The organism is Clostridium sp. UBA2485 (genome assembly GCF_002341865.1).
Classification (GTDB): domain Bacteria; phylum Bacillota; class Clostridia; order Clostridiales; family Clostridiaceae; genus Clostridium_J.
Map to the genome: position 1 here is coordinate 64,741 of NZ_DDOV01000084.1, position 15,880 is coordinate 80,620.

The window sequence follows — 15,880 nt, forward strand, 5'->3', positions numbered from 1 at the left end:
TTTTTCTGTCAGTCATCAATTAAGCTTTCACAGAGAAAGTAGTAATTAATTTTATAGGAGGAATTTATAATGTCAAACACAACATATGGTACAAAAAATGGTCTGACTATTAAAGATTTAGTTACCACTGGTATCTTTTCTGCATTATTTTTAGCTTTTAATATAATTGGTTCTATGTTATTTGCACCTAATCCTATACTCACATTTTTAATGCCATTATCAGCAGCTTTACTTACAGGACCAGTTTATCTGCTCCTTATAGCAAAGGTCCCAAAGCATGGGCCTATTATAATACTTGGTGTTCTGATGGGGGTTATCATGTTTATTACAGGGATGTATTGGATGTGGTCAGTGTTTTATATCATTCTAGCCATTATAGCAGACATAATTTCTAGTATGGGAAAATTCAAAAACAGTAAACTTAATAGTCTAGGGTTTATGATTTTTTCACTGAATCCTATCGGTTCTTATATGATGCTTTGGGTTAACCAACAAACTTATATAGAGTACCTCACCGGGAAGGGAACAGAACAGGCATATATGGATACTATGCTGGCGACTATGCAGGATTGGATGCTACCAGCTATGATTATAGGTACTTTAATTTGCGCCCTTATTAGCGCAATTGTTGGAAAAAGACTTCTAAAAAAACAATTTGAGAAAGCGGGTATTACAGTATGATGTCCTTCTTTCAAGTTGGTGAAATAAAAAGAGGAATAATTCATATTGATCCACGGACGAAGTTATTTCTTCTGTTGACTGGAAATCTTGCTATATTCTTTGCTCCCTCCATCAGATATGAAATTATGATGGCACTAATCATATTACTATTAGGTTTTCTTTGTGGTGCTTATAGATTTTCTCTTAAGATATTGGTGGTTTATTTAATGATGCTATCAATTCAATTTATTGGCTCTACATATTTACAAGGAACAATAGGAATTATGATTGTGTCATTTGCTATGTTCCTGCGTAAGATTTTTCCCTGTGTTATGCTTGGCGGAATATTAATTTTAACAACAAGGGTTAATGAATTTATGGTAGCTATGAATCGCATACATATTCCTAAAAGTGTTGTAATACCATTGACTGTTATGCTTCGTTACTTTCCAATGATTGGGGAGGATTGGAGATATATTAAGGATGCAATGAGGATGAGAGATGTTTCGCCTAATCTTAATGGGTTTATAAAAAATCCAGTTATGACTATAGAATGTGTTTATGTACCTTTAATGATGGCAGCATCCAAAATTGCCGATGAACTTTCTGCAGCGTCAGTAACTAGAGGAATTGAGAATTCAAAACCTAGAACTAGCCTGCAGCAAATTAGTTTTAGCATCATAGATGCTATATTTTTAACTATTTTTATGATACTTCTATGTATCTCGATTTTACTGTAGGGGGATGGGCGCATGATTAAACTTAAAAATGTCACTTTTACTTATCATGGACAAAATCAAGATGGACTTAGAAATATTAATCTTACAATAAAAGATGGGGAGTGTATTTTACTATGTGGAGCAAGCGGATGTGGTAAAACAACAGTGACACGGCTGATAAATGGCTTAATTCCATATTTTTATACCGGCGATTTATATGGTGAAGTTAATGTATGTGGCATGAATATAGCTGAGACACCTATGTATTACATTGCTGAAAAAGTAGGATCTGTTTTTCAAAATCCACGTTCTCAATTTTTCAATGTGGATACAGATAGTGAGATTGCTTTTGGAATGGAAAATCTTTCTTACCCACAAAGCAAAATTAAAGATCGTGTGAAAAAGACTGTAAGAGAACTCAACATAGAGAATCTTTTAGGACGCAGCATTTTTAAGCTATCTGGTGGTGAAAAGCAGAAAATTGCTTTCGCCTCTATTTATTCTATAAATCCAGATGTTTACATACTGGATGAGCCATCTTCTAATTTAGACGTAGATGCAATCGAGGAATTACGAAGAATTATACATCTACTAAAAAAACAAGGAAAAACCATTCTTATTGCGGAACATCGACTTTACTATTTAAAAGATATTGTAGATAGGGTTGTCTACATGGAAAAAGGAAAGATTAAAAGTATCTATACGTCGCAGCAATTTTTACAATTGCCTCTTATGATTCGTGAAAACATGGGACTAAGAGCAACAGAATTAAGAGAAGTTATGATAAAAAAGAAGCAAATTGTAATAAGGCAGCCTATTTTAGAGATTAGAAATTTGAATTTACACTATAAAAAACAAACTGTGTTAAGTGGTATAAATTTATGTGCATCTCAGGGTGAAATCATAGGAATAATTGGACATAATGGTGCTGGAAAATCTACTTTTACCAGAACACTTTGTGGTTTACATAAAGACTATAATGGTGTAATTCACTGGCGAGGGGAAAAGACTGATATCAAACATCGCCTAAAGTTATGCTATATGGTAATGCAAGATGTGAATTACCAACTTTTCGCTGAGAGCGTGGAACATGAGTGCTGTTTTGGCATAAAGAATCCAGACAAAAACCTTGTTGAACAAACTATGAAAGAACTAAAAATTTACGAATATCGTCAGTATCATCCTAATAGGTTATCTGGTGGTCAGAAGCAAAGGACTGCTGTAGCGGTAAGTATGGTATGTCAAAAAGAAATTTTAATTTTTGATGAACCAACTAGTGGACTTGATTTTGATAGCATGATTAAGGTGACGAAGCTATTTAAAACACTAGCTAGTATGGGGAAAATAATTTTTGTAGTGACTCATGATTATGAATTTATCTCTTTAGCTTGTAGCCGTATACTTCACTTTGACAATGGTACATTAAAGAATGATTTTGATGTTAATTCACAGAATCAGAAAAAACTTCAAGAGTTTTTTATTGTGTCAGAAGATAGTAATGATAAAAGTAAAATCAGTAAAAGTGGATAAAACTTTTTATTTTTATTATGAAGGAAAATTTAAAAAATATATTTATCAAATTAAAACTGAGGGGATGTGAATTATATGAAACAAAAAGAAAAAAGTCCAATATTACTTCTATTAAAATGGGCAGGAAAGGATAAATATTATTTATATTTGTCGGTAATTTTGTCACTGATTAGTGGCCTTAGCACAATGATTCCCTATTATGGTGTATATAAGATTATGGAAAATGTTTATAACAATACACTTTCTAAAGAAGTTTTGTTGTATTATGCAGTGTTGATTGCTGCGGCAGTTGCTATTCGTTTTATAATGTTTGGTATAGCCGGAGTACTGTCCCATAAAGGGGCTTATAATGCTCTATTTAAAGTGCGCTGCATGGTGGTAGATCATATGGCAAAGGTTTCTCTTGGGAATTTAAGTGAGAGAAACACCGGTGAAATTAAAACCACATTAAATGAGGAGATTGAAAAGTTAGAACTATTTTTAGCACATCACTTGCCAGAACTCATTTATTATGTCAGTGGACCAATTGCAGTATTTATATACCTTTGCACAGTAAATTGGAAGCTGGCATTGGTATCATTGATTCCTTTAGTTTTGGCCTTTGGATTGATGGCTATTATGTTCCGTGGAACAGATAAGATGATGGAGCGAGCAAATCGTTCTATTTCAAATCTAAATTCCACTATGATTGAATATATTAGCGGAATGAAGCAGATTAAAGCTTACAATATGGGAAGTCATTCCTTTAAAAAATATTCTGGCGCTATTGAAGATGAGTATTCTATTTGGAAAGAAATGTCCCAAAGAATGGGACCACCTTATGCCGCTTATGTTGTTATTGTGGAGTGCGGATTATTACTTATGGTACCACTTGGAGGATTCTGGTTCTTAAAAAGTTCTTTAACTGCTAGTGCTTTTATTCTCTTTGCCTTTGTAGGCTCTTTGTATTTAACAGAACTGCGACCTTTGCAGGAACTTGGTTCCAGTTTTGCGCAGGTCCTCAATAGTATACGTAAAGCTGATGAAATTCTTCAAATACCTGCTTATGAGGGGGGAAGTGCTTTCCCTAAAAAGAGAGACATCGCAATTAATAATGTAAGCTTTGCTTATGATGGAAAAAATAATGTTCTGAAAGATTGTAATTTAAACATTCAAGATGGAGAAAAAATCGCATTAGTTGGTCGTTCTGGTGCAGGAAAAAGCACTATAATTGAGTTAATTGCCCGTTTTTATGACATTGGAAAAGGTGAGATTTTAATTGGTGGAAAGAATGTAAAAGAAATTAATTATGAAGACTTGCTACAAAATGTTTCTGTTGTATTTCAAAAGACTTTCTTAACTAAGGATAGTGTTTTAGAAAACATTAGAATGGGAAGTAATGCCACTATTGAAGAGGTTCGTTCAGCGGCAAAAAAGGCGCAAATTGATGATTTTATTATGAAACTTCCAAATGGATACAATACTCTTGTAGGAAGCTATGGATCTAGATTTTCAGGTGGTGAGAAACAAAGAATTGCAATAGCTCGTGCTATTCTAAAGAATGCTCCTATTTTGATTTTAGATGAAGCAACTTCTGCAGCAGATCCAGAAAATCAAGTAGAAATTGATAAGGCAATTCATAATCTTTGTAAAGGGAAAACAGTAATTATTGTAGCGCATAGATTAGGTGTTGTTCTTAAATGTGACAGGGTGGCTGTAGTAGAAAATAGTACAATTACCTCCGTTGGTACTCATGATGAGGTTCTTAAAAATAATCTCTATTATAGGCATGCATGGCAAGATTATGAGGAGGCACGTGGTATTACCTACAAGATAGAAGGAGGTGCGCTCTATGAATCCAAATAAAGTGATGAAAAAGAATGGAAGATTCTACTTGTCTATGGCACTCAATATGCTAGAAGGATTGTTATCTGGATGTAATTTTATGATGCTTTATTATTCTATTCAGGCGCTGTGGAACCATGATTTAAATATAAAATTACTTCTTTCTTTAACCGGTGGTCTTGCACTTGTATTCACTATTCGATTAATTTCCTATAGTATTGGTTATACTCAGGGACAAATTGGTGGAGCTAATGTAAGTCGGAATATACGTTTATTTTTAGGTGATAAAATTAAAAAAATATCCTTAGCTCGTTTTACAAAAGGACAAACAGGTGAATACATCAATGTTGTGACTAGTAATGTTAATAACTATGAAAAGATTCTCACTCATAAATCTGGAGATATTGTAAAAAATATAGTACTTTCTCTTATGGTTATTTTATTTATGGGAAGTGTTTATTCTCCAGTTGGGCTAATTCTGCTCATTGCTAATTTAATGGTTATACCAGCCTTATGGTTATCTTTCCGAGCCGTAAAAAAATATGGAAGTGAGAAAAATCAAATTCTAGCAGATAATGTGAGCAATATTGTAGAATATATTACAGGTATACAAACATTCCGTGCCTATGGTATTGGAGGAACGAAGAATAAAGCTGTTACAGATTCAATGAGATCCTATAGTAATGTGAGTTATGTATATGAAAAAAAAGTTATACCTATTGGTGTTACATTTAACATCATTGCATGGTGCAGCCTACCAGCAACTATTATTGCTGCGGGAAATGCTTGGATGTCTGGAATACTAGATACCGCTGCTTTTCTGATGGTTAGTATGATCCCAATTTTTGTATCAAAGCTAGCAGGAACTATTTTTATTGATTGTACATCATATAAAAACTTAATGATTTCTAAAGGAAAGATTACTCAGATTATCAATGAACAGGAAGAAAGAAAATCAGATGTTATATTTACACCTAAAGCTCATGATATATGTTTTGAAGATGTGAACTTTTCTTATGTGGAGGGGGAGCCGATCCTTACTGGAGTTAATTTTACAGCGGAAGATAAAAAACTAACTGCAATTGTTGGAGATTCTGGATCTGGTAAATCTACAATTCTAAATCTTATTTCTAAATACTATGAACCACAGGCTGGAGATATTAAAATTGGAGGAATATCTATCAATGATATAAATTCAGAAAAAGTTTTGAGTCAGATTTCAATGGTTGATCAGGATGTATTTTTATTTAATGATACCATTAAGAATAATATACGTTATGCTCGTCCTTCAGCCACCGACGCAGAAATTGTGGAAGCTTGCAAACTAGCAAACTGTACTAACTTTATTGAAAAATTGGAAAAGGGATATGATACGCCTGTAGGAGAAAACGGCAACCAGATTTCAGGTGGTGAAAGGCAAAGAATTTCTATTGCTCGTGCTATTTTGAAAAATAGTCCAATCATACTTTTGGATGAAGCAACAGCTTCTTTAGATATTGAGAATGAGCTAGCAGTAAAAGAGGCAATTTTAAATCTTTTGAAAGCTAAAAAGACAGTGATTATGATTGCTCATACACTCTCAATTATTAAAAATGCTGATAAAATTCTTGTAGTTTCAAATGGTAAAGTTATAGAACAGGGAACACATAGTGAATTAATAAAGAAGCGAGGAAAGTATAATGCCATGTGGCAAGCAGAAGAACAAATTTATAGAATTAAGGAAAATGCTTAAAAATCATCTTTAATAATTTAATAGAATAAAAATGATTATTTAGTATTGAGATTAATAATAAACTATATTTATATGAAAAATGGCGATTTTATAATTGTAATTAAAATCGCTATTTCTTTGATATATAATTTAAAAGAAAAAGGATAGTTATAGAGATCTATATTAAATAAAGGAGAGTCTATACAATCCATAATAAAATTTTTACAATGAATGCAAATTAAGAATGAATAATGAAGAATTATGGTTAAAACTCCACCGTCAGAGCCTTTGGAGTTTTTTAAAATAAACTCCATTTTAGAAATTCACTAACAGTGAATTTCATCCTGAATCTTTCATTTTTAATTATTAATCCTTAATTTCCAAGGGGTTAATCTGTTTTTATAGAAGATTTATTTTTCAGAGTATATATTAAGTTTTTACATTGTATTCCTATAAAACTACTTGTTCATCTAAAATTAATAGGTTTATTTCTCAATTTATAATAAAATAGAAATTAATAAATAGGTAATTATGGAGATAATCGTTTTAAGTTTATTATAAAAAATATTAATTTTAGGGGTGAAAATATGAAGCTGTTATATGGTACATCTAATCCAGCAAAATTGGCACATATGAAAAAAGTCCTTGAAGGATTAGATATTGAAATTATAGGATTAAAGGATATTAATTTAAAGTTTGATGAAATAGATGAAAGTGGTAATGAGCCACTAGAAAATGCTAGGATTAAAGCTCTTGCATATTATAAGACTTATAAAAGTCCAGTATTTTCTTGTGACTCAGGACTGTACATAGAAGGATTAAGTAAAGAAAATCAACCTGGAGTACATGTTAGAAGAGTGAATGGAAAAAGCTTAGATGATGAGGAAATGATAGATTACTATAGCTCCTTAGCTAGAAAGTTAGGAGGACAAGCAAAGGCAAGATATAAAAATGGTATATGTCTAGTGATGGATGATAAAAATATATTTGAATATGATGGGGAAGATATAGGAACAGGAAGTTTTATAATATCTTCAAAACCTCATGAAAAAAGAAATGAAGGATTCCCTTTAGATTCTCTTTCAGTAGATATAGAAAGTAATATGTATTATATTGATATAGAGAATAATAAGAAAAATAAAGATGATAATATTCAGAATAAAGGATTTAGAGAATTTTTTAAGAGAACGGCATTAAGGCATCTTGAAAAAATATCTAGTCAGTAGATTAGATTATTTTATTTCAGATGCCATATTTATTATAATTCTAGTATAGCGGTTTTTATGTGATCTTCAATATCTGCTATGATTTTAAGTGTATCAGCTACATCGTCTAAGCGATTTAATGTTGCTAGTGTTTGGCATTTGCCAAATAATCTAGATTGTTTTTCTTTTAGTGTTGATATTACACCATTTCGATTATTAAAATATTTTGCGAAATCTTGTGCTCTTCTTGCTGCTAATGGAAAGGCAAAATATATTAAATGAGACATTTCTCGATTCGTAATTTTTTTGTTTTTAAACTCGGTTGCTTTTATATTTATTGCTTCTTTTCCAAAAGGCATTTTAGATTTTTCCATTGCCTTTTGTTGATTTATATATATGGTTTTAAAATTGTTAACTGCTCTTAAAAAAATCTCATCTTCACTTAGATTTAATTCTTTCTTAGGAGAAAACCAGTAATGATAAGGTCCTTTTTTACAGTGTATTTTATCAGCTTTCCAAGCTAAATCTAATTGACTTAAAGATAATGATACAAAAGGGTAACCATGTGGATCATGCAATAATATTTCATTGTTATCCATTTGTAAGGCTAAGACATAATGATCAGATCCACTTAGATATTTATGATTTGGTAAATATGTTAAGAATCCCATATCTAAAGGTCCTAACATAACCGGATAAATAGATAGAACTTTTAAAAATTCTTCTAAGGGAAGTTCATCTCCATAATTGCTAACTCTTTCATTTATAGTAAAACCTAATGAATGAAATACTGCATTAATTGCTACATCTGGAGTAGTTATAGAGTTATCAAAAAACAGTAAACCATCTTCTATAGAAGCACCTAATGAAAATCCTGTAAGCACTTCTATTAAAGCAGGACATACATCTTCATCTATTGTAGATAATAACATAGAAGCGGAGTTAGAATAACAATATGAACCATTTCCTCTATATGAAATCATGTAATCAATCCTTTCAATTAATATATTATTTACCTACTAATACAAACACATTTTTATCTGGAGCTTCCAACACTGCAACATGACCAGATTCAGTTTTAAAAGGTTCTCTAATCCAATCCACATTAGGATTTTTACTTAGGTTATTGTATGTCTCTATAACATCATCTACATATATTTCTATATCTGTTACATTGATATCATCATTATTTTGAAGAACAAGCTCTGAGCTATTTTTTTCAGGAAACTTTAATCCAATCAGTATCCAAAGTTTACCATTATCTAACTTTCTTTCAATTTTCCAATTTTCTTTTAAACCTAAAGTGGTATAAAAATCAACAGAACTTTTGATATCAGAAGTATAAAGGGATACACATTCTAATCTTTTAAACATAATTTAACCTCCTAATTAATAATTTTTTTATTATCAATATAAATGTAACATGTATTTATGACAACTATTGACGTATTTATTATAAGAAGACTATAATGAGTAAAAAAACATATTCTAGGAGCTAAAATTATGAATAAATCTAAACGATTAGTAGATTTAATAATTGTTATTAATAGAAAACAAAACTTTACAGCAAAGGAATTAGCAGAGGAATTTGGAGTTTCAATACGTACAATACAAAGAGATTTGAAAGATTTAGAAGATCTAGGGGTTCCCTTATATACAGAACTTGGAGCTAAAGGTGGATATAGATTATTAAATAAAAAGATATTACCTCCTATAGCATTTACAGAAAATGAAGCTATAGCAATGTTTTTTGCTTATCAGTCTCTTCAAAATTATGAATCATTACCTTTTGAAGATGATACTATATCTGCATTAAATAAGTTTTATAATTATCTTCCAGATAATACGAAAGATAAAATTGATGTAATGAGAAACAGAGTTTTATTTTGGATACCAAGAAGAAATGAAGAAAATCCATACTTAAAATTTATTCTAGAAGCAGTAATTCAAAGAAGTGTTTTATCAATTAAATATGAATCTATGAGTGGAATTAGTTATAGAGAAATTTTACCTATTGGTATATATTCGCATAATGGCTATTGGTACTGCCCAGCATTTTGTTTAAAGAAACAATCTTACAGATTATTTCGAGTTGACTATATTAAATCAGTAAGTATAAATGAAGATACAACTGTAGAAAAAGACATTAGCAATATAACTTTAAAAGATTGGTTTGAACCATCAAAGCCTAAAGAAACTGTAAGGCTAAAAGTAAGGCTTTCTAAAAAAGGAGTTAGAAAGTGTCAGCTAGAACCGTGGATGGATAAAAAAATAAAAATTAATGATGATGGCACTGGGATTATTGATACAACTATAGATATAAGGGACATAGACTATTATTCAGATTTTTTATTAGGTGTAGGTACAGATGCAATTGTTGAGTCACCTAAAGAAGTAGTTGATTTAATTTTAGAGAAGATAGATAAAATTAAAAATAATTATAGGTAAAGTTAAATAATACACAATTCATAATTAAGGTTGAAATTATTTTATCCAATCTAATTTCTTTAATAGATTTTTGTAGCGGCGAACATTGTTCGCCGCTACAGTTAGATGATTGATAATTAATATGGAATTTAATTTTGACTAGCAATACAATTGCTAGTTTTTCCACAATTCTTCATTGTCAATCGTCAATCCTCAATTGTATAAGGGTTCCTCTGAGGTGCAGTATGGTTTGGAGCAAAAATTAGCGGATTTATGCTAATACTATGGAGAGACGCAATGTTATTAAAATATTGTTTAATGATGCAAATATAGTATCATACCATACTGCACCCCAGAGGCTTTATCAATGCACAATTCAAAATTGGCAATTGACAATTATGGTGAAAATTATTTTTAAATAAAATAATTTCTGTAAAGGATTTTTTTGACTAGCAATGCAGTTGCTAGTTACCGTAGGGGCGAGCAGTGTTCGCCAGTTCCTTTTGAATGTATCCTATAATTGAATATTAATGCAATAATATGTGGCGAACACTGTTCGCCGCTACAGTTAAATAATTCAAAATTTCTCAGTTTCCATTAAGAAATATCCATAATTGTGCATTTTGCATTATGAATTAAGCTTATATACATTCTTTTTCTTCAGTTATTTTATCTTTTAGATCAATAATATTATTTTGCCACTTACCTTTTTTATAAGTTATAAATCCAAGGATATCTGCTAAAAGCCATCCAATAGGTATGGACCACCAAATACCTTTTTGTCCAATATATGAAATAGAAGAAAGAGAGTATGCCATTAGTACACGGGTACCAAGAGATACTATTGTTAATACCACAGACATTGTAAGATTACCTACACCTCTAAAGAAACCATAGAACATAAAAAGAAAGCCAATTAACATATAAAATATTCCAACTACAGATATATACTCAACACCAGTTTCTATTACTTTCACCTCACTTGAGTCAACGAATATTTTCATGAGATATTCTGATGACATTAAAATCAAAATAGATGAAATAATACAGAAAACAATAATTATTTTAATAGCAGATTTTACCCCTTCATGTACTCTTTCTTTTTTACCTGCTCCTACGTTTTGAGCTACATAAGTTGAAAAGGCATTACCAAAATCTTGAACAGGGAGATATGCAAGTGAATCAACCTTCCCAGCAGCAGTAAAAGCTGCTATTACATCCGCACCGAATGTGTTAACAAGACCTTGCACAGCTACCATACCTATAGACATAATAGACTGTTGTATAGAAGTTAAGAAACTATACTTCGCTATGACTGGGAAAATTGTACGATCAAATACAAATTCTTTTTTTTTCATTCTTAGTATGGGAACTTTTGAAAAAGCGTATATTAAACTTAAAATTGAGGCAATAGCTTGAGCTATAACGGTAGCATATGCAACTCCTGCAACGCCCATTTTAAAATTTAAAACAAATACAAGATCCAATACTATATTGATAATACAAGCAATAACTAAAAAATATAAAGATGTTTTTGAATCACCTAATGCTCTTAGTAGTGATGCTATTGCATTGTATAAAAATGTAAATATTAATCCGGCAAAAACAATCTTAAGATAAGAAGTGGAGTCTTCTAATATTTCCACTGGAGTTTTAATCAGTATTAAAAGGGGTTTTGTAAATAAAAACGTTAAAATTGATAAAAGTACAGTAAATATAAACATAAAAATAAAAGATGTTGAAACTACACGTTTTAACCCTTCATAGTCTTCAGCACCAAAATATTGAGAAATGACAATGGAACTTCCCATACATAGTCCAATTATTAATAAAGTAATAAAGTTCATAAGTGAAAAAGATGATCCAACAGCAGCAAGGGCATTCTTACCTACAAATCTACCAACTACGATAGAATCAACCATATTATATACTTGTTGAAATATATTTCCTATAAGCATTGGAAATGCAAAGTTTAATATAAGTTTTGTTGGATTTCCTTTTTTCATATCCATTACCATAGTGAGCATACTCCTTTATTTTAAAATAATATTTATAAATAAAAAGTTTTAGTTATAAACTAAAGATTATAACTAAAGTTTTTTAGTAGAGATTTTATTATTATATAAAGAGAGAGATTTCTTTTATATAATTTTATTTTGTTAAGTTTATAAGGTAATGCAATAAGCAAAATTGTATTCAAATACCAAATTTATGGTAACATATAAATAAATATATGGAAAATATTATTTTTATTTGGCTTACATATGTTTTTCATATGTAAGGTGGGAGATATAATTATGGATATTAGACAATTACGATATTTTATTGCTATTGCTGAAGAAAAACAAATTACTGCTGCAGCTAAAAAACTTCACATGACCCAACCCCCTTTAAGCCAGCAACTAAGTGCTATGGAGGAGGAAGTCGGGGTTAAGTTAGTTAGTAAAAGTGGAAAATTTCTTGAGCTCACTGATGCTGGAAAAGCACTTTACCAGAATGCTTTAAATATAGTAAATCTTATGGAAGAATCCAACATTGAGATTAAAGAAATAGGAAGTGGTGTAAGAGGCAAATTACTAATTGGTGTAAATACACTATCATATTATAAATTATCTACTTTACTTAGTATTTTTCAAGAGAGATACCCTTATGTATCTTATAAAATTCAACAAAATGAATCGGGACAGCTATGCAAACTGTTGAAAGAACGAGCTATTGAATTGGCTATTGTTAGAATGCCGGTGGAGTTAAAAGACTTTTCTGTTTTTCATTTTGAATCAGAAAAATTTTGTTTTGTAACATCAAATAAAATAATACTACCTTCACAGAAAATATCTTATGAGCAAATACAGAAGTATCCACTTATAGTACCTAGTACTGAAGGATTAGGTCTATATAATATGATTTTAGAACCATTTTTACATCGTGATTTGAATGTAAATATATTATGTGAATGCTCGGACATATTAGTTTTATTAGAATTAGTATCTTCGGGATTTGGTACAACTATTATTCCTGAATCAGTACTTAAAATACATAAAGGATACGATGTAAGGATATATGAAATTGATGATGATAATTTTATTGCACAATCAGGATTAATTTGGTTAAAAGATCATTATTTATCCAAGACATCTGAAAATTTTATTAAGCTTTTAAAGGAGATGTATTCTGAGAATATATAGAATCAATGGAGAACTTCATCAATGGAGAACTTCGTCAATGGAGAATTGAAAATTGAAAATTGACAATTACGGTTGAAATTAGCTTTAATCAAACCAATTTCTTTAATAGATTTTTGTAGCGGCGAACAGTGTTCGCCATTTTTTTATACATATTTACTTAAATTTCTTAGTTTCTACTGAGAAATGTACAAAATTATAAATTTAATATTTTTAATTATAATTTGCTTGACAAAAGAGAATAAAAAGATATATTATTAATATATGTTAATTATTAAGATATCTTAACAATGGAGGTTGCTAAAATGAATGGGGAATTGATTCAATATGTAAAAGAGATGAGAGAAGCCGACTATGCATGTAATATGATGTTATTACAGGAATATAAAGATTTAATGGATGATGAGATTACCACAAAGCAAGGTGTTTTGCTTGAGTTGGTACATAAACATGGAAGTCTCAATATAAGTGAAATTGCTGAAGCTATGGAAATTACATCTAGTGCAGTTAGTCAAATCGTCAGTAAATTAGAAAAAGAAGGATATATAAAGCGAGAAATTAACCCTAGTAATCGTAGAGAAATCTTTGTTGAAATGGATGAAAAAGGTATTGAGCATTTTAAAAGATGCGAAGAAGTTGAGCGTTCTATTATTAATCGCTTTTACTCAAAGTTAGACTGGGATGAAATTGTAGTTTTAAGAAAACTCTCACTAAAATTTAAGAAGGTCATTGAAAAAGAACTAGAACAAAAATAATTTTTTTTTACTCATTATTTAAGTAGCCTAAAATATTTACATAGCTAAAGTAAAATGTTTCTATTAGAGAAATATATAAGCACCTTCAAAAGATAATTAGCTAGTATTTAGTTATGTTTTGTATCATATTGTGTTGTTAAAACCTATTAATAGCATTATTATCTTAGTCAATTTCATTCTAGTAAAGAATATATTTTTAGAATGTTTTATTAATTATTTTGCTTTAAATGTTAATTCAAAGGGGGAATTTTTATGAATAAAAAACAAGATAAAATTCATAATTTATTTATGAATTTAGCTGAGAAAAACCAATTTAATGGAGCAGTTTTAGTAGCAGATGGTGGAGAAATAATTTATAAAGGGGCCTTTGGTATTGCAGATATATCAACGAATCGTCCACTAACTACTGATTCTGTATTTGAATTAGCCTCTGTATCTAAGCCAATTACTGCCATGGGAATTATGATTTTAAAGGAACAAGGAAAACTCCAATATGAAGACTTGATTGAGAAATGGATTCCGGATTTTCCTTATAAGGCAATTACAATCAGACAACTTCTTAATCATACATCCGGCTTGCCAGATTATTCTGTTCTTTTTATAGAAAAATGGAATCGTGATAATATTGCTAACAATCAAGACGTATTAGAAATGCTAAAAAAATATAAACCAGATATGTATTTTGAGCCTAATGAAAAGTGGGAGTATAGTAATACCGGATATGTTGTCCTTGCTTTGATTATAGAAAGAGTAACAGGGATGAGTTTTGTGGAATATATAGCTAAATACATCTTTCAGCCACTTGGTATGAAGAATTCACGAGTATATAATCGTAGATATAATAAGGAAGAAGTATCTGATTATGCTTATGGATATGTGTACTCTCATGAGTCAGAAAAATATGAGCTTCCAGATAAATTAGCTGGAACAGAATATGTTGTATTCTTAGATGGAATGCAGGGAGATGGGATGATAAGTTCAAATCTTGAAGATCTCTTTATTTGGGATAGAGCGTTATATTCAGAAAAGCTAGTGACTAGAAAAACATTAGAAGAAGCTTTTGCGCCAGTATGTTTAAATAATAAAGAAACCTTTGATTATGGATTTGGATGGATTATTGATTATGATAATGATATGGGAAAGGTAGTTAGCCACAGTGGGGGATGGCCAGGATATAACAATTATTTATTTCGTTATATAGATAAAAATAAAACAATTATATACCTATGTAACTTTGAACAAAATATAGATTTTCAGCAACAAACCCTTTTAGCAGTGCAGCAAATCTTGTTTGACAAACCGTATACAATTCCAGAAGTACCTAAGGCAAAAGAAAGAGTAGATATAGATGAAAGTGTTTATGACCAATATATAGGAAAATATCTTTTAGATCCTGGATTAGAAATAACAGTTATAAAAAAAGATGGAAAACTATTTTTTCAAATGTTAATGAAATCACTATATGAATTAATACCTCTATCAGAAACAAGATTCTTTATAAAACATGCTTTAGTTGAATTGGAGTTTTTAAAAGATGAAAAAGGTAAGGTTTGTGAATTAGTCATTTATCAATCTGGTGGTGAGAAAGCAATTCGAATTGATTAAAGAAAAATTTAAAACGAATATTTTATTTATTAATATCATCACAAAAATATCTTAGAGTAATTCTAATATACTATTGTTCCTGTTACTTAGGGCTTCATAGTAGAATAAGTTATAGTCAAAATAGTTACAATATTAACGTCAACAGTAAATAACTGGTGGCGTTATTTTTTATTTATTTAATAAAATTTTGAACAAAGTAAAACTATTTATAATACCATTACGAATATATGGATGTACCCAACCTAAGGGCATATGTATCAAA

13 protein-coding genes are annotated in these 15,880 nt (G+C 30.2%); 10 read left to right on the plus strand and 3 right to left on the minus strand.

The annotated features are described in order from the left end of the window. The first annotated feature begins 69 nt into the window (after window positions 1-69). The 6 genes from B3603_RS17640 (at window position 70) to B3603_RS17665 (ending at window position 7,670) form a co-directional block, all read left to right on the plus strand. A complete protein-coding gene (locus B3603_RS17640) occupies window positions 70-681 on the plus strand; it encodes an MptD family putative ECF transporter S component (RefSeq protein ID WP_291567351.1) in 612 nt (203 codons plus the stop codon). Then, window positions 678-1,400 (plus strand): energy-coupling factor transporter transmembrane component T family protein, encoded by a 723-nt coding sequence (locus tag B3603_RS17645; protein ID WP_291567353.1) that lies wholly within the window; start codon window positions 678-680, stop codon window positions 1,398-1,400. Before B3603_RS17640 ends, B3603_RS17645 begins: the two co-directional genes overlap by 4 nt. 12 nt (window positions 1,401-1,412) lie before the next feature. After that, on the plus strand, window positions 1,413-2,909 hold the full coding sequence (locus B3603_RS17650) for an ABC transporter ATP-binding protein (RefSeq protein WP_291567355.1): 1,497 nt from the start codon (window positions 1,413-1,415) through the stop codon (window positions 2,907-2,909). A 75-nt stretch (window positions 2,910-2,984) separates the two neighbouring features. Further along, the gene (locus tag B3603_RS17655) at window positions 2,985-4,754 is read left to right on the plus strand and encodes an ABC transporter ATP-binding protein (protein WP_291567356.1); all 1,770 of its coding nucleotides are present in this window, start codon (window positions 2,985-2,987) and stop codon (window positions 4,752-4,754) included. Beyond that, a complete protein-coding gene (locus tag B3603_RS17660) occupies window positions 4,741-6,465 on the plus strand; it encodes an ABC transporter ATP-binding protein (protein ID WP_291567401.1) in 1,725 nt (574 codons plus the stop codon). Before B3603_RS17655 ends, B3603_RS17660 begins: the two co-directional genes overlap by 14 nt. A gap of 566 nt (window positions 6,466-7,031) precedes the next feature. Next, window positions 7,032-7,670 (plus strand): non-canonical purine NTP pyrophosphatase, encoded by a 639-nt coding sequence (locus tag B3603_RS17665; RefSeq protein WP_291567358.1) that lies wholly within the window; start codon window positions 7,032-7,034, stop codon window positions 7,668-7,670. 32 nt (window positions 7,671-7,702) lie between these two features. Here the strand turns inward: B3603_RS17665 and B3603_RS17670 are convergent, their stop codons facing one another. After that, a complete protein-coding gene (locus B3603_RS17670) occupies window positions 7,703-8,632 on the minus strand; it encodes a hypothetical protein (protein ID WP_291567360.1) in 930 nt (309 codons plus the stop codon). Between the two features lie 25 nt (window positions 8,633-8,657). Next, a complete protein-coding gene (locus B3603_RS17675; RefSeq protein WP_291567362.1) occupies window positions 8,658-9,023 on the minus strand; it encodes a VOC family protein in 366 nt (121 codons plus the stop codon). A gap of 129 nt (window positions 9,024-9,152) precedes the next feature. Here B3603_RS17675 and B3603_RS17680 point away from each other — a divergent pair, with 129 nt between their 5' ends. Beyond that, window positions 9,153-10,097, plus strand: coding sequence for a helix-turn-helix transcriptional regulator (locus B3603_RS17680; protein ID WP_291567363.1), 945 nt, complete (start codon window positions 9,153-9,155; stop codon window positions 10,095-10,097). Window positions 10,098-10,717: 620 nt separating this feature from the next. Here the strand turns inward: B3603_RS17680 and B3603_RS17685 are convergent. After that, on the minus strand, window positions 10,718-12,103 hold the full coding sequence (locus tag B3603_RS17685; RefSeq protein ID WP_396153215.1) for an MATE family efflux transporter: 1,386 nt from the start codon (window positions 12,101-12,103) through the stop codon (window positions 10,718-10,720). Between the two features lie 270 nt (window positions 12,104-12,373). On the opposite strand from B3603_RS17685, the gene B3603_RS17690 reads away from it, so the two are divergent. The 3 genes from B3603_RS17690 to B3603_RS17700 all read left to right on the plus strand — a co-directional run bounded on the left by B3603_RS17690 (window position 12,374) and on the right by B3603_RS17700 (window position 15,618). After that, a complete protein-coding gene (locus B3603_RS17690) occupies window positions 12,374-13,261 on the plus strand; it encodes a LysR family transcriptional regulator (protein ID WP_291567367.1) in 888 nt (295 codons plus the stop codon). 302 nt (window positions 13,262-13,563) lie between these two features. Next, complete coding sequence (locus tag B3603_RS17695) at window positions 13,564-14,013, plus strand: MarR family winged helix-turn-helix transcriptional regulator (protein WP_291567369.1); 450 nt, start codon at window positions 13,564-13,566, stop codon at window positions 14,011-14,013. Window positions 14,014-14,265: 252 nt separating this feature from the next. Then, window positions 14,266-15,618 (plus strand): serine hydrolase, encoded by a 1,353-nt coding sequence (locus B3603_RS17700; protein ID WP_291567371.1) that lies wholly within the window; start codon window positions 14,266-14,268, stop codon window positions 15,616-15,618. The last annotated feature ends 262 nt before the right edge of the window (window positions 15,619-15,880 follow it).

What these genes read in the sequence shown, in the direction of transcription:
- B3603_RS17650 (WP_291567355.1), top strand. Translation starts at nt 1,413, where the DNA reads ATGATTAAACTTAAAAATGTCACTTTTACTTATCATGGACAAAATCAA.
- B3603_RS17670 (WP_291567360.1), bottom strand. Translation starts at nt 8,632, where the DNA reads ATGATTTCATATAGAGGAAATGGTTCATATTGTTATTCTAACTCCGCT.
- B3603_RS17655 (WP_291567356.1), top strand. Translation starts at nt 2,985, where the DNA reads ATGAAACAAAAAGAAAAAAGTCCAATATTACTTCTATTAAAATGGGCA.
- B3603_RS17685 (WP_396153215.1), bottom strand. Translation starts at nt 12,103, where the DNA reads ATGCTCACTATGGTAATGGATATGAAAAAAGGAAATCCAACAAAACTT.
- B3603_RS17640 (WP_291567351.1), top strand. Translation starts at nt 70, where the DNA reads ATGTCAAACACAACATATGGTACAAAAAATGGTCTGACTATTAAAGAT.
- B3603_RS17690 (WP_291567367.1), top strand. Translation starts at nt 12,374, where the DNA reads ATGGATATTAGACAATTACGATATTTTATTGCTATTGCTGAAGAAAAA.
- B3603_RS17675 (WP_291567362.1), bottom strand. Translation starts at nt 9,023, where the DNA reads ATGTTTAAAAGATTAGAATGTGTATCCCTTTATACTTCTGATATCAAA.
- B3603_RS17665 (WP_291567358.1), top strand. Translation starts at nt 7,032, where the DNA reads ATGAAGCTGTTATATGGTACATCTAATCCAGCAAAATTGGCACATATG.
- B3603_RS17695 (WP_291567369.1), top strand. Translation starts at nt 13,564, where the DNA reads ATGAATGGGGAATTGATTCAATATGTAAAAGAGATGAGAGAAGCCGAC.
- B3603_RS17645 (WP_291567353.1), top strand. Translation starts at nt 678, where the DNA reads ATGATGTCCTTCTTTCAAGTTGGTGAAATAAAAAGAGGAATAATTCAT.
- B3603_RS17660 (WP_291567401.1), top strand. Translation starts at nt 4,741, where the DNA reads ATGAATCCAAATAAAGTGATGAAAAAGAATGGAAGATTCTACTTGTCT.
- B3603_RS17700 (WP_291567371.1), top strand. Translation starts at nt 14,266, where the DNA reads ATGAATAAAAAACAAGATAAAATTCATAATTTATTTATGAATTTAGCT.
- B3603_RS17680 (WP_291567363.1), top strand. Translation starts at nt 9,153, where the DNA reads ATGAATAAATCTAAACGATTAGTAGATTTAATAATTGTTATTAATAGA.